The organism is Agrobacterium sp. 6Ca8 (genome assembly GCF_055382765.1).
Map to the genome: position 1 here is coordinate 1,659,931 of NZ_AP026433.1, position 14,216 is coordinate 1,674,146.

The following is a 14,216-nucleotide window of genomic DNA, read 5'->3' on the forward strand; positions in this document are numbered from 1 at the left end:
GACATCCATGTCCCTTACGACCTCTTTCGAGGGCGAGCGCGCGCCTGCGCAATCCTCGTCCGTCAACCTGTACCGCGCCGTATGGCGCTGGCACTTCTACGCTGGCCTTTTTGTACTGCCCTTTCTGATATCGCTGGCCGTCACCGGTGCGCTCTATCTGTTCCGGGACGAATTCGACAATCTCATTCATTCGGACCTGAAGCGCATCGAAGTGGCGCAGAACGTGCCGAAAGCACTCCCCTCCGATATTCTCGCCGCAGCCGTTGCGGCAGTTCCCGGCACTGCTGTGAAATACACCACGCCAGGCGATCCGGGTGCCTCGACGGAAATTACCGTCAGTACGGCCGAAGGGAAACGCGCCGTCTACGTCAACACCTATACCGGGCAGGTTGCCGGTTCACTGCCAGATCGCGGCACCATCATGTGGACGATCCGCTACATCCACAGCCTGAAATATTTCGGCGCCTATACCCGCTATCTGATCGAGATCGCCGCCGGCTGGTCCATCCTGCTCGTCGCCACCGGCATCTATCTGTGGTGGCCTAGGAAGCAGAGCGGCGGTGTTTTGACCGTGCGCGGCACGCCGAAAAAACGCGTCTTCTGGCGCGATACCCATGCCGTCACCGGCATTTTCGTTGGCTTTTTCATCGTATTTCTCGCAGTCACCGGAATGCCCTGGTCGGGCGTGTGGGGCGCCAAGGTCAACGAATGGGCAAATGGCAGCAATTTCGGATATCCGGCAGGCGTGCGCACCGATGTTCCAATGTCCGGCGAACATCTCGATCACATGGCCAAGACCAGCTGGTCGCTGGAGCAGGCGAAAGTCCCGGAATCCACCGCATCCGCAACCGGGCAACCAATCGGCATAGATGCGGCCATCGCGCGTTTCGACGGGCTCGGTCTTGCCCCTGGTTATACCGTCGTGCTGCCGACCAAACCGACAGGCGTCTATAGCGGCTCCGTCTATCCCGATGACCTTTCAAAGCAGCGCGTCGTCCATCTCGATCAATATAGCGGCAAACCGCTGATCGACATGAGCTATGCCGACTACGGTCCGCTTGGAAAGGCGCTGGAATGGGGGATCAACGTGCATATGGGCCAGCAATTCGGCGTCGCCAACCAGATCGTGTTGCTGGCAGCCTGTGTCGGCATCGTCCTGCTTGCCGTTTCCGCCGGCATCATGTGGTGGAAACGACGCCCCAGAGGTTCGCTCGGCGTGCCACCATTGCCGCAGGATAAACGCGTCTTGCGCGGCCTGCTGGCGCTGCTCGCCATCGGTGGCATCCTGTTCCCGCTGGTTGGCGCAAGCCTGCTGGTGATGCTTGTTCTGGATCTGATCGTGCAGTCCCGCGAAAAGCAACGCGCTGCCTGACAAAAAACACGGCCGGGAGATATCCCCCGGCCGTGTCCTTCTGAATTCCGCGCGGTTGGCAGAAGCTTGGCCTTAGAGCACGTCCTGTTGAAACAGAATTGTTTGACGTGCTCTAACTGTTTGTTTCTACGAATTTTCCGGACGTAAAACCGCTACGCACTTCTACTGGAAATGCTCTAGAACATCGTATTATTGTTTGCAGCCTTTTCCGGAACCGGCTGGATCACGTCCCAATGTTCGGTGATCTTGCCGTCGGTGACCCTGAAAATATCGACGATGGCGGCTCCGCGAGCACCCTCTTTATCCGTGGAATGGATGTGCAGATAAACCAGATCTCCATCCGTGGCGCTGCGCACGATCCGGGATTTCGCCTGCGGGTTTTCCTTGAAGAAGCCGGTGAAATAGTCGACGAATGGCTTCTTGCCATCAGGCACCATCGGATTGTGCTGTTTGTAGCTGTCGACGATAACGGCAGCGCCCTTCGCCACCTCGTGCTTGTTGAAGACGGTGTCGTAAAAATCGATCACCAGCTTGCGGTTGGCTTCTTCCTGAACCAGATCGCGCTTGGCGGTTTCCGCCAGAACGGGCGCGGCCATCAGCGCGGGCGCGAGGGCAAGAGCAGCGATGGCAAGACGACGTGTCATGAAATTCATGGATGAGACCTCTCAGTAACCGACGGTGAAACGCTGGCGGGAATGCTGCGGCTTTTCGATTTCGTCGACAAGCGCGATGGCGTAGTCTTCAAAGGAAATGCGGCTGCCAGCTTCGTTGCTCAAAAGGCTGTCCTTGCCGATACGGAATTTGCCCGTTCTTTCCCCCGGCACAAATTCGGCCGATGGCGACAGGAAGGTCCAGTCGAGCTGCTTTTCCCCTTTCAGACGGTCTAGAAACTCCGCTCCCTTGGTCGCCTCTGCCTTGTAGGCGGCCGGGAAGTCCGGCAGGTCAACCACGCGCTGGCCCGGCGCAATTTCAAGGCTGCCGGCGCCACCCACGACGAGATAACGGGAAACGCCCGAGGCACGGACGGCCTCGATCAGCGTCACCGGATCGCTCGCAGTGAAGTGCACGGCGCTGATCACGGCATCGTGACCCTTAAGCAGTTCCGAAAGCCCTGCCTGATCGAAGACATCGCCCTTTTTTGCCACTACGTTCGGCAGGCTGGCGATCTTTTCAGGGTTGCGGGCGATCGCCGTCACCTGGTGCCCCCGGTCGGAAAGTTCCTTCAGAATACGGGATCCGGCATTGCCGGAGGCTCCGATGAGCGCGATTTTAGCCATGGCTTTTTCCTTCATAGGCATCGTTGTAGGTCTAGATAATAGACCGCTAGGGGAAGCTATGGTATCGCAGCCCCGGCTGCAAGAAGTCAGCCGACGCTGATCAGGTCACACGGCGATGACCTGAAAGGGCACGAAAATGGAAAGAGCAGGGAAAATGCCGGATACGCAAACCAAGGAAATCTTCGCCTTCGACCAGCCCTGCCCCATCCGCGACGTGCTGGATCGCATCGGCGATCAATGGAGCCTGCTGGTTCTGGAAGCGCTTCAGGGCGGGGTGCTGCGTTTCAACGAACTGAACCGCAAGATCGACGATATTTCCAAGCAGATGTTGTCACGCACGCTGAAACGGCTGGAGGAAGACGGTTTCATTCGCCGCACGCTCTATGCGCAGGTGCCGCCGCGCGTGGAATACGAACTGACCAATCTCGGCCGTTCGTTTCTGGTGCCGATGCAATTGCTGGTGCAGTGGGCGGACGAGAACCACGTCCGCATTTGTACGGCACGGTTGGACTATGCCAATGGTGGAACGGGATCGTAATACCGTTCCTCGTGCCGTGGCGAAACCTGTCCGCCACGGCAATAGAAAGGCACTATGGCAATCAGGAGCGGAAGATGAAGGAAGCGCCGAAAGCGATGAGCGCAAAACCGATCACGTGGTTGATCGTGATACTTTCCTTCAGCCAGAAGACCGAGAACAGCGCAAAGACCGCAAGCGTGATAACTTCCTGAATGGTCTTGAGCTGCGCGGTCGAATAGACCTCCGATCCCATGCGGTTCGCGGGGACTGCGAGCATGTATTCGAAGAAAGCGATGCCCCAGCTTGCGACAATCGCAAGGAAGAGTGCGCTGCCCTTGTGCTTGAGATGCCCATACCAGGCGAAAGTCATGAAAACATTGGAGACGATGAGCATCAGGACAGGCCAGATGTGGGCAGGGCTGATCGAGAACGGCATGATTGTTCCTGAATGAAGAAGGGAGGGATGTCACGAAAGGCAGTTTGAAAACGCAACCGTCATTTTTGTCTTTGCTTTAACTTACCGCCGTATGAAACGGAACCGGTTTCTATCAAAGCGTATTCGGCCGCTATGCAACGTATCCGGCCAAATTTTGTTCCCCGCGCTTCGTTTCCTTTTTGTACTCATTTTTTCTTGGCCTCCCCTTCCCTTTGCGCGTGACTCCCTCCATATTTCGCGCATGGCCAGATCACCCAAAAATTCCAAACCCTCGAATTCCGGCTTCGAGGAAGCTCCGCAATCGTCGTTCGAAGGCGCGCCGCTCAGCGGCAGCGTTGCCGATTGGGTAAAGCAGCTCGAGGCGGAAGCCGAAGCCGGCTCGGTGGAAACCCAGCGCGAAGTCGCCTCGAAAGCTGGCAAGCACCGCAAGAAGATCGAGATCGAAGCGCGCAAGGAAGCGGAAAAAGCGGCCAACAAAACGGCTAAAAACACCACGGCTTCCAAGACAGCGCGCGGCGTTTCCATCGGTGCGTCGAGCGATCCGAAAACCCGCGCCGCCGCCGGTCTCAATCCAGTGGCTGGCATGGACGTTTCCCTAGAGGAGGCGGCCAATCTCGCACCGGGTGCCGTCACCGCCACCGTCGAGGCGCTATCGGCGCTTATCGAGAGCGGCAATCCGCTGTTCAAGGACGGCAAGATGTGGACGCCGCACCGGCCGGCCCGTCCGCCTAAATCCGAAGGCGGCGTTACAATCCGCATGGACTCGGAGTATCAACCGGCAGGCGACCAGCCAACGGCGATTGCCGATCTCGTGGAAGGCATCAATTCCGGCGAGCGCAGCCAGGTCCTGCTCGGTGTCACCGGCTCCGGCAAAACCTTCACCATGGCCAAGGTGATCGAGGCAACCCAGCGCCCGGCCGTCATCCTTGCGCCCAACAAGACGCTGGCCGCACAGCTCTATTCCGAGTTCAAGAACTTCTTCCCCGACAATGCGGTAGAGTACTTCGTCTCATATTACGATTATTATCAGCCGGAAGCCTATGTGCCGCGCTCCGACACCTTCATCGAGAAGGAATCCTCGATCAACGAACAGATCGACCGGATGCGTCACTCCGCGACCCGCTCGCTGCTGGAACGCGACGACTGCATCATCGTCGCTTCGGTTTCCTGCATCTATGGTATCGGCTCGGTGGAAACCTATACAGCCATGACCTTCCAGATGCAGGTGGGCGACCGGCTGGACCAGCGCCAGCTTCTGGCCGACCTTGTGGCCCAGCAATACAAGCGCCGCGATATGGATTTCCAGCGCGGCTCCTTCCGCGTGCGCGGCGATACCATCGAAATCTTCCCTGCCCACCTTGAGGATGCCGCCTGGCGCATCTCGATGTTCGGCGACGAAATCGATTCCATTACCGAATTCGACCCGCTGACCGGCCAGAAAACCGGCGATCTGCAATCCGTCAAGATCTACGCCAATTCGCACTATGTCACCCCGCGCCCGACGCTGAACGGCGCGATCAAGTCGATCAAGGAAGAGCTGAGGGTCCGCCTCGCCGAGCTGGAAAAGGCGGGACGTCTGCTGGAAGCCCAGCGGCTGGAACAGCGCACGCGTTACGACATCGAAATGCTGGAGGCGACCGGCTCCTGCGCCGGTATCGAAAACTATTCGCGTTATCTCACGGGCCGCAATCCCGGTGAACCGCCGCCGACGCTGTTCGAATATATCCCTGATAATGCGCTGCTTTTTATCGACGAAAGCCACGTCTCGGTTAGCCAGATCGGTGGCATGTATCGCGGCGACTTCAGGCGCAAGGCGACGCTGGCCGAATATGGCTTCCGCCTTCCCTCCTGCATGGATAACCGCCCGTTGCGCTTTGAGGAATGGGATGCGATGCGGCCGCTGACGGTCGCAGTTTCGGCCACCCCTGGCTCGTGGGAAATGGAACAGGCCGGCGGCGTCTTCGCCGAACAGGTCATCCGCCCGACAGGACTCATCGATCCGCCGGTCGAGGTGCGCTCCGCCCGCAGCCAGGTGGACGATGTTCTCGGCGAAATTCGCGAGACCGCCGCTAAGGGTTACCGCACGCTCTGCACCGTGCTGACCAAGCGCATGGCTGAAGACCTGACCGAATATTTGCACGAACAGGGCGTTCGCGTGCGTTACATGCACTCGGATATCGACACGCTGGAACGCATCGAGATCATCCGCGACCTGCGCCTTGGTGCCTTCGACGTGCTTGTCGGTATCAACCTTCTGCGCGAAGGCCTCGATATTCCCGAATGCGGTTTCGTCGCGATCCTCGATGCCGACAAGGAAGGCTTCCTGCGTTCGGAAACTTCGCTTATCCAGACCATCGGCCGCGCCGCCCGTAACGTCGACGGCAAGGTAATCCTCTATGCCGACAATATCACTGGCTCGATGAAGCGGGCGATGGAGGAAACCTCCCGCCGCCGCGAAAAGCAGATGGCCTATAACGCCGAACACGGCATCACGCCAGAATCGGTCAAGGCGAAGATCTCCGATATTCTTGATTCAGTTTATGAGCGTGATCACGTAAGGGCCGATATTTCAGGCGTTTCCGGCAAAGGCTTCGCCGATGGCGGCCATCTGGTTGGCAACAATCTGCAGTCCCATCTCAACGCGCTGGAAAAATCCATGCGCGATGCCGCAGCCGATCTGGACTTTGAAAAAGCCGCCCGCCTGCGTGACGAAATCAAGCGCCTCAAGGCCACCGAACTCGCCGTCATGGACGACCCGATGGCGAAGGAAGAGGCGAAATCGCTTGAGGGTGGCGGCAGAAGCAAGAAAAAAGAAACGAGCGCCCGCAACGGGTCGATCTCCCCTCTTGCAGGAGACATATCGGGCGTGACAGAGGACGGTGCCGCTTCCGCAAACGAAAGTGGAAAATCTCTCTTCGCCAAACCTTCGCTGGACGAAATGGGTCCCGGCTCGGACACGGGCAAGCCGCTGTTCCGCAGGAACACGCTGGACGAGATGACCGTTGGCCGCACCGAGAAGCCGGTGCGTGGCGAAGTTCCCGGCAAACCCGAGACGGAAACCGGCAAACGTTTCTCACCGCTCATGGAAGGCCAGCCTGAGCGAACCAAGGACGATCCCCGCCCCCTCGTGCGCGGCAAGATCGGAGCGGGTTCCTATGAGGATGCCGGCGAACAGAAGCGCAAAAGCCGGACGAAGGGGAAGACCGGCCGTCCCGGTCGCTGACGCGCAACGGCGCAATCTGGATAGACACCGCATGCATCGAAAAAATCTGGCGGCCTTATGCCTCGTCTTTTTCTCAAGCCCAGTCCTTGCCGGGCAGATTGAGGACGCCACCTTCCACAGCGCCACCCTGAACGCACCGCTGCCCGTCAACATCTACCGACCGGATGGCACGCCGCCGGAAAACGGCTGGCCGGTGCTTTATCTCCTGCACGGCCATGATGGTGACCAGAACAGCTGGCGAGACCTCGGCAATATCGAAAAGACGCTGGACACGCTGATTGCGGCTGGCGCCATCCGCCCGCTGGTTGTCGTCATGCCAGGCGTTAAAAACAGTTGGTATGTGGATTCGGCCGCTGTCGGTGGTCCCGGCGATTACGAGACGGCCCTGACTGGCGATCTGCGCCATCAAGTGGAAAAAACGCTGCCGGTGCGAAAAGATCGCGAAGGGCGCGCCATCGCCGGGCTGTCCATGGGCGGTTTCGGCGCATTGCATCTGGCTTATGGCCACGAAGACCTCTATGGCGCAGTCGCCAGCCTGTCCGGCGCGATCTGGCAGAACGTGCCCGCCTCCGATCTCGACAAAACGCCCGCGGAACTCAAGCTCATTCAGGACAGCGCCTTCTTCCACCGCGTCGACCGCACTACCGTCACCAGCGGCATCGTGCTGCCCTCCACCGGCGATCACTTCTCCGGCGCCTTCGGCACGCCCTTCGATGCCAGACTTTTCAATGAGAAGAACGTCTTCACCCTTGTTGCACAGCACGTCGCCGAAAGCCAAGAATTGCCCGCCACCTATCTGACAGTTGGCGACGACGACGGCTTCTTCCTCTGGCGCGGCGCGATCGCCCTGCACGAAACGCTTCAGGCCGACAATCGCAAATCCGAATTACGAGTGACCGACGGTGATCATGTCTGGTCGGTGTGGAAAGTGTCAATTATCGACGCGCTGAAGTTCATCGATGGGGAATGGGACAAGGCAACGGACGTTGCGAAAGATTGACTGCCTACTCGATTACCCAGCCTTATTCCCCGTGCGTTTCTTTCCAGCCTTCCCCGCCACATTTAACGCCACCGCCGCGCGGATCAGCGCCACCAGTGCCTCCTCGTCGATCTCATCTCGCTCGTGAAAGTCGATGGCGCGCCGCGTATTGCCCTCAAGGCTCGAATTGAACAGGCCGGCCGGGTCTTCAAGCGATGCGCCCTTCGCAAACGTCATCTTCACGGCTGTCTTGTAGGTTTCGCCCGTGCAGATGATACCGGCATGTTCCCAGACGGGCACGCCGCGCCATTTAACCTCCTCCGTCACATCCGGATCGGCCTTCCTGATCAGCGTCCGGATGCGAGCAAGCGTCTCGCCACGCCAGTCGCCAAGCTCCGCAATCTTTCGATCGATGAGAACCGACGGTGCATTCTCCTCCGCTTCCTTGCTGTCAGTGTTTTTTGCCATAACGTCCTCCCGATTTGGCGTGCCAGTGCTCCCGCTACCAGCATAAACCAAAATTTCCTGCGCTCCCACGCGGAACCAAATCCGGCCTTCACCGTTTCTTCCCCGAACGAAACGTTCAGCATACAAAGGGAAGAAACATCATGAAAATCAACGTCATCGCTCTCGCTGCCGCAGCAGCCCTCTCCTCTTCCGTGGCTTTTGCCCAGACGGCTGCGACTGCGCCTGCTGTTGGCGCCGATGCGACTTTGTCCGGTCCCGGCATCACCATGGGCACCAAGGCTAACGGCCCGCTGAAGTTCGTCAATGTCCAGAAAACCGACCTCACCGCCTCCCAGCTCGACGGTCTGGATATCTATAACGCCCAGAACGAAAACATCGGCGAAATCGAGGATGTCGTCATCGGCGATGGCAAATCGGTGATCGGCCTTGTTGCCAGCGTCGGCGGTTTCCTCGGCATCGACAAGAGCTATGTGGTGCTCGACCCTGCCTCGGTTGCAGTCCACAACGACAACGGCACCTGGAAGGCCTATGTCGATACCACCAAGGAAGCGCTGCAGAACGCACCGAAGCTCGACTACGACAAGCTGGACGACTGATTCCCCTGCAGTCGCAAGCTTGACCCCCGCGATACGTCGCGGGGGTTTTTCGTGTGTGGAATTTCGGCGCAGTATCCGACAATCCCTCTCTCACGACGCTTGCCTAGCAGCCCGGCTCTCGCCTATCTTCGGCGCGCAAGACACCAAGGATCGATGCGTGCCCGCCAAAACTCTCTCTTCCCTCACCATCAGCGCTATGACGATATTGCTGAGCACCCTTCCGCTATCAGCACAGTCAGCCGGCTGGAAACCAGCCGAGCAGATAAAAACCTATGCGATCAGCGGTGATACGGGCGGAGCGCTTTACCAGTCCATAGGCGAGCGCGGCCCGACCGCCGGTGTTCAGGCCATCGCCCACACCACCTTCAAGCTGACATGGCGGCGCGATTATCGTCCGCAACCGGACGGTGCCTGCGTACTGGCCACCGCCAAGCCCAATCTCACAATCATCTATACCTGGCCGAAAGCACCGGCCAGATTGCCGCCCGCGGTGGCCGCCAGCTGGAAAACCTTCATTTCCGGTGTGGAAACCCATGAGCGCGTTCATGGCGAGCACATTCTCGACATGGTGCAGAAGATCGAGGCATTCAGCACCGGTCTGAGAGCGGAAAACGATCCGAAATGCCAGAAAGTGCGCGCTGTCCTGCAACAGCGGCTTGGTGAGCTATCCAACGAGCAACGCCAGCGCGGACGCGATTTCGACCGGGACGAGCTTTCGCCCGGTGGCCGCGTGCATCAGCTCATTCTGGCGCTCGTCAACGGTCCCTGAGAACTCCAGGGAGAAACGGCTATTCCGCCGCCTCACCTTTCAGCAGCGGTTCGGAGAGCGATATGCTTTCCAGCTCGTAGGAATAGCCTTCCAGCATCGTATAGGCCTGCTCGATCGCCTCTATCTGCGCTTCCGCATTGCGGATGGCTTCGGCGATGGACTGGCTGCGCGCACGCAACATGGAACTCAAAACATCGGTCTCCGGCTTTCTGCCCAGCCGGTCCATATGTTTGCGCACCCGCGTGCGGTGACGCTCCAGTTCCAGAATGTGAAAGCGGCTTTTCAGGATATCGTCGGTCAGCTTGCGGCGCATGGCGGCCACTGGGTCGAAGCTGCCTGGCTCACGCTCGTCCAGAATGAATTCGTTGACCAGAGTTTCCAGCATCAGCAGGCCTTTGAGGTCCTTGGCATCGGCAAGCTGCGGATCGTAACCGGTATCGTCGAACACCTTGCGGCGCACCGGATCCTTCAAAAGCTCGTAAGCGGTTTGCAGGCGTGCGAATTGGTCGGTATCGCCCCCGCTGTCGGGATGGGCGGCTTTCGCCACCTTCCGGTAAGCGGACTTGATCGCCGCCTCGTCGGCATCACGCTCCACGCCAAGCAACACATAGGGATCGATCACTAAAACACCTTCAAACGCAAACTGTTACCGCATGCCATACGCCACCCCCGTGCGGCTCGCGCACAGATCATAAGCGAATTCCGCCCGCGCGGCACCCCCGCGCCGGCGCAAAAGCCCTTGATCCTCAAATTTGTCGGACCCATGGCGACTATAATCACGGGCGGGACAAAATTGTGGAAAGTCATGACAAAACACGCCCGGCCAAGCTGTCTACCCATGCGGAAAACCGTGCAACCCGCAGGTTTTACGGTGCTTATGGTGGAACGGCTCCAACGGGTGTAAGCTTGGCTTTTGGATCTGAAGGGAGGGACGATCCGATGCCGCAAACCATTACCCAGACAGTGACGGATTATGTGCACGCCATGGCCTATGCGGATGAAGGCCTGATGCGTGATGTTTTCGATCCGCGCGCCAGCATCGTCGGGACGTTTCAGGGTGAAACGGAATGGCTCTCACTGGAGGACTTCGCCGAGCAGATACGGAAAAGCGAACGCGGCCTGCCCGATCACGACCCCGTCTTCGAAATCCTCGGCATCGACAAGGAAGGCGACAGCGCGTCCGTGAAGCTGACGACCCGTTTCGACGGCATGGATTTTAGCGAATACCTGTCCTTGCTGGAGCGCGATGGCAACTGGGCAATCGTGCACAAGCTATATCACATCAAGCAATAGGCGTTGTGCGAATGCAGGAATAATAGCGGGGAAATGGCCAAGCCAATGAAAATACTGGTGCCCCCGACAAGGTTCGAACTCGTGACCCCCTGATTACAAATCAGGTGCTCTACCAACTGAGCTACAAGGGCAATCCAGTGACTTGCCAACTATCAGATTCTCACTTCGTGTAAAGCAAAAATTGATTGCGCGCCGTTGGGAGACCTCTTTTCCACACCGTACCTGTGGGTTTCAATCACCAGGTCGCGGCAAAAGGCCTGCAAAATAAGCGAAGTATTTACGCGATGTAGCTAAAATGGCGATAATTCATAACCATCCCACCGGGAATAACGCATCGCATGCGCGCAAGCATACAGAAAATCCAACTAACCGGTACGATCGTCATAGCGGTAAGTTCCATCTTGTTGGCAACCCTTGCCGCCCTGCCGAGCGTTTCCAGTTACTTACGCTACCGGACCAATGCGCAGCAACTCAGCCGCTTCGAAACGGCCCTCCAGTCCGCATGGCTGGTATCGGCCGAGCGTGGTCCCGCCAATAATTTGATGGGCGCGTCTTCCCCCGATGCAAAACTGGTCCAGGAGCTTGCCGCAGCGCGCAAGGCGACGGACGACAAGCTGGTGGAACTCGAAAACTCTTTTGCCGCGGAAATCAGGGCGCAGCCAGAATTGGCAAAATCGCTGGTCGATACACGCCGAAAACTGGCGCAATCCCGAGAAGCGGTCGATCAGGTTGCTGCACTTCCGGAATCCGCGCGTAGCTACACGGCAATGTCCAACGCAATTTTTGCGATGTTCAAGGCGGCGGACAGCGTCAACATGCTGCGCGGCAAGACCGCCCGCGCGATCATCAAGGTAACGCCCAATGTAGCGATCGACATCGCCATGACCGGCACTGCCGGAGTGATGCGGGACCGAATCGGTCGCCTCGGTTCCTACGTGGTCATGAGCCTGCGGGCGAACAGGCAGGACAAGCTGAGCCTCCGCGCCAAATTCGACACGGAAATACAGAGCCTCACACTGCTGAAATCGTCGCTGACGAACTACACCGCCGCTTACCTGTCCACACCACGCGTCGATGCAGCGTTTCGCGATATTGAAATCTTCTATTTCGGCCAGGCACTTCCCTATGCGCAGAATACGATTGCGATGGTGGTGCCGTCCGCGCAGCCAAGCGTTCGCGAATTCTCCGAAAACTACATCAAGGGCATGCGTTCCTCGAGCACATTGCGCGACCTTATTCTCGCCGAAACACGGGCAAGGATAGAAAGGAACAAGGAACAGGCGTTGATCTATGGTGGAACGTCTCTCCTCCTCGCTCTCATCGCGGTTCTGGTATTGCTGCGGCTTGCATCGGTTTACAGAACGGCACTGTTCCGCCCCATGCAATCCGTCCAGACGCAGATCGCCGCAATCGCTGCTGGTGATCTTTCAGGAGCCCTGTATCAGGACAAGGCTGCTCCGGAAGTGAAGAAAATGTTCAAGGAACTGGATTTCCTGCGCGAGCAGCTTCGCCAGAAGGAAGAAATGGAAAAGCAGCAGTCTGCGCTGGCCGAACAATTACGCACGCTTTCAGAAACAGATGCCTTGACCGGTGTGTCCAATCGCCGTGCGCTGGAAAAGACCGTTCGTGCCATATTGAGCGGCGAGGAGCAGTTGCAGGCGCTTGGCGTGATGATTGTCGACATCGACCACTTCAAATCCATCAACGACCGTTATGGCCATGCCATGGGCGACCTCGCGCTACAGAAGACAGCGACTCTTTTAAGAGGCGCTCTCCGTAAAAACGATATTCTGGCGCGCTATGGCGGCGAGGAATTCGTGGTCGTGTTGCAGGATGTCAGCCACGCGACGGCGACCGCCACCGCCGACCGCCTGCGCCGGCTGATTGAAGCCCAGGTCATTGATGAACAAAGCGGGCTGTCGCTGAGGGCAAGTTTCGGCGTGGTCTGGCAGGAGGCACGGGCGATCAACAGCTGGGACGAGCTGATCGCAATTGCCGACGACCGGCTTTATGAGGCCAAGCGTGCGGGCCGCAACCGGGTGTGGGCGACCTATTTCCCCAAGGTAGCCAACGGCTAGGCGGCCCGGAGCAGCAGGTCAGATCAGATCGAGCGTCATAACGACAGGGCAATGGTCGGAAGCCTTGGGGCGGTCCCAGCCGGTGCGCGGATAACGATCCACCTCCTGCCCCGGCGGAAAGACCGTCCTGTAAGGCTGGCCAGCGCGGATGATTTCAGGAACCCTTGTCGCATTGATCTGCGCAAGATGTGGGGAAAGCCAGATATAATCGAGCTGGCAGAGATGCTGTTCCTGTGGCCCGCGCGAATGATAGAGCGTCCAGCGATCCATGACGTCACGGCGCGACATCGGATTGGTCACAAAATCATCCGCCGTGAAGATATCGAGCGCGCTCCGCTCCTCTTCCACCGGCGTAAAGCTGTAGCCGCTGCGCCGGTCGCCGGAAATCGAAATGCGTTCCTGATAATCATTCATGTCGCCGCAGATGGCAAAATTCTTGTTGCGGGTATTGTTTGCGCCCCAGCGGTTTTCGATGATGCGGCGAACCGCCATGGCTTCCGCCTCGCGAATCGGCATGGTGGCGAGCCGGGCATCTATGGCGTCACGGACATTGGTCATGGATTTGAAATGCGTGACGTAAAGCGTCAGCGGTTTGCCGCCGATCCTCAGATCGATTTCCAGACAATCGCGTTTGAAAATCTTGTCGTCTATCTGGTTGGTCGCGGCAAGTGCGGGATTGAAGAGATCGAGATTGCGGTAGGTTAGCGCGGCGTGGCTCTTGATGTCGATGACCTCGATCTTGTCGCCGTCTCGGGTCTGCTCGCGCATGACGACGGCGACATCGATGCCGCGGCTGTCATTGCCCTCCACCAGATATTTCTGCAGATAGCCGTTGCCGACCATGCGGTAGAGATAGCCATATTCGAAAGCCTGCAGGGCCGCCATGTTGTCGACTTCCTGCAGGCAGAGAATGTCGGCATCCGCATCCGCAATGGCCAGCGCCGAAAGTTGCCGCGTATCGTCTGTGGAAGAGACTGCCCGCGCACTTTCCAGCGCCTGATAGGTCGCCTCGTCCCTGATATCGAAAAGCTGGATCGCCCTGTCGCGCCGCGTCTGGTTGCGAAAACCGGTAAAGTCGAAACGGGTGAGAAGATTTTCGATATTGAAGGTGGCGAGCCGAAGCGACATGTTTCATTCCTGTTGCTGGAATGGGAGCTTAGCCGCTCCCGTTCGGTCTCGCCAGTGGCCAGTCGCGTCGATCAGATTTC

Annotated in this window: 14 protein-coding genes and 1 tRNA gene; 8 read left to right on the forward strand and 7 right to left on the reverse strand. The window is 58.4% G+C overall.

Annotated elements, in window-relative coordinates; translation table 11 throughout:
• The first annotated feature begins 7 nt into the window (after positions 1-7).
• The gene (locus ACZ5A6_RS08380) at positions 8-1,372 is read left to right on the forward strand and encodes a PepSY-associated TM helix domain-containing protein (RefSeq protein WP_174061103.1); all 1,365 of its coding nucleotides are present in this window, start codon (positions 8-10) and stop codon (positions 1,370-1,372) included.
• A gap of 176 nt (positions 1,373-1,548) precedes the next feature.
• On the opposite strand, the gene ACZ5A6_RS08385 is transcribed toward ACZ5A6_RS08380, so the two are convergent.
• The gene (locus tag ACZ5A6_RS08385) at positions 1,549-2,025 is read right to left on the reverse strand and encodes a nuclear transport factor 2 family protein (RefSeq protein WP_065659230.1); all 477 of its coding nucleotides are present in this window, start codon (positions 2,023-2,025) and stop codon (positions 1,549-1,551) included.
• A gap of 12 nt (positions 2,026-2,037) precedes the next feature.
• Entirely contained in the window at positions 2,038-2,649 is a 612-nt protein-coding gene (locus ACZ5A6_RS08390; protein ID WP_013636447.1) for an NAD(P)-dependent oxidoreductase, read from the reverse strand.
• Between the two features lie 154 nt (positions 2,650-2,803).
• Here ACZ5A6_RS08390 and ACZ5A6_RS08395 point away from each other — a divergent pair, with 154 nt between their 5' ends.
• Positions 2,804-3,187, forward strand: a complete 384-nt coding sequence (locus ACZ5A6_RS08395; RefSeq protein ID WP_003513040.1) for a winged helix-turn-helix transcriptional regulator — start codon at positions 2,804-2,806, stop codon at positions 3,185-3,187.
• 61 nt (positions 3,188-3,248) lie between these two features.
• Here ACZ5A6_RS08395 and ACZ5A6_RS08400 read toward each other — a convergent pair whose 3' ends face one another.
• Positions 3,249-3,602, reverse strand: coding sequence for a DMT family protein (locus tag ACZ5A6_RS08400; RefSeq protein ID WP_003513041.1), 354 nt, complete (start codon positions 3,600-3,602; stop codon positions 3,249-3,251).
• A 241-nt stretch (positions 3,603-3,843) separates the two neighbouring features.
• On the opposite strand from ACZ5A6_RS08400, the gene uvrB reads away from it, so the two are divergent.
• Positions 3,844-6,825, forward strand: coding sequence for an excinuclease ABC subunit UvrB (gene uvrB, locus ACZ5A6_RS08405; RefSeq protein ID WP_003513042.1), 2,982 nt, complete (start codon positions 3,844-3,846; stop codon positions 6,823-6,825).
• A 31-nt stretch (positions 6,826-6,856) separates the two neighbouring features.
• Positions 6,857-7,825, forward strand: a complete 969-nt coding sequence (locus ACZ5A6_RS08410) for an alpha/beta hydrolase (protein WP_065687214.1) — start codon at positions 6,857-6,859, stop codon at positions 7,823-7,825.
• 12 nt (positions 7,826-7,837) lie between these two features.
• Here ACZ5A6_RS08410 and ACZ5A6_RS08415 read toward each other — a convergent pair whose 3' ends face one another.
• Positions 7,838-8,272, reverse strand: a complete 435-nt coding sequence (locus ACZ5A6_RS08415; protein WP_065660774.1) for a DUF1801 domain-containing protein — start codon at positions 8,270-8,272, stop codon at positions 7,838-7,840.
• A 140-nt stretch (positions 8,273-8,412) separates the two neighbouring features.
• Here ACZ5A6_RS08415 and ACZ5A6_RS08420 point away from each other — a divergent pair, with 140 nt between their 5' ends.
• On the forward strand, positions 8,413-8,868 hold the full coding sequence (locus ACZ5A6_RS08420) for a PRC-barrel domain-containing protein (RefSeq protein WP_003513045.1): 456 nt from the start codon (positions 8,413-8,415) through the stop codon (positions 8,866-8,868).
• Between the two features lie 157 nt (positions 8,869-9,025).
• Positions 9,026-9,637: a DUF922 domain-containing Zn-dependent protease gene (locus tag ACZ5A6_RS08425; RefSeq protein ID WP_112752165.1), complete on the forward strand. Its 612-nt coding sequence runs from the start codon at positions 9,026-9,028 to the stop codon at positions 9,635-9,637.
• 19 nt (positions 9,638-9,656) lie between these two features.
• Here ACZ5A6_RS08425 and ACZ5A6_RS08430 read toward each other — a convergent pair whose 3' ends face one another.
• Complete coding sequence (locus ACZ5A6_RS08430) at positions 9,657-10,259, reverse strand: J domain-containing protein (protein WP_003513049.1); 603 nt, start codon at positions 10,257-10,259, stop codon at positions 9,657-9,659.
• A 317-nt stretch (positions 10,260-10,576) separates the two neighbouring features.
• Here ACZ5A6_RS08430 and ACZ5A6_RS08435 point away from each other — a divergent pair, with 317 nt between their 5' ends.
• On the forward strand, positions 10,577-10,930 hold the full coding sequence (locus ACZ5A6_RS08435; protein WP_013636454.1) for a nuclear transport factor 2 family protein: 354 nt from the start codon (positions 10,577-10,579) through the stop codon (positions 10,928-10,930).
• Positions 10,931-10,985: 55 nt separating this feature from the next.
• Here the strand turns inward: ACZ5A6_RS08435 and ACZ5A6_RS08440 are convergent.
• Positions 10,986-11,061: transfer RNA gene (locus ACZ5A6_RS08440), tRNA-Thr, on the reverse strand.
• 207 nt (positions 11,062-11,268) lie between these two features.
• Here ACZ5A6_RS08440 and ACZ5A6_RS08445 point away from each other — a divergent pair.
• Positions 11,269-13,008 (forward strand): GGDEF domain-containing protein, encoded by a 1,740-nt coding sequence (locus tag ACZ5A6_RS08445; RefSeq protein ID WP_464110908.1) that lies wholly within the window; start codon positions 11,269-11,271, stop codon positions 13,006-13,008.
• Between the two features lie 18 nt (positions 13,009-13,026).
• Here ACZ5A6_RS08445 and ACZ5A6_RS08450 read toward each other — a convergent pair whose 3' ends face one another.
• On the reverse strand, positions 13,027-14,136 hold the full coding sequence (locus tag ACZ5A6_RS08450) for an endonuclease/exonuclease/phosphatase family protein (protein ID WP_112959361.1): 1,110 nt from the start codon (positions 14,134-14,136) through the stop codon (positions 13,027-13,029).
• Between the last annotated feature and the right edge of the window lie 80 nt (positions 14,137-14,216).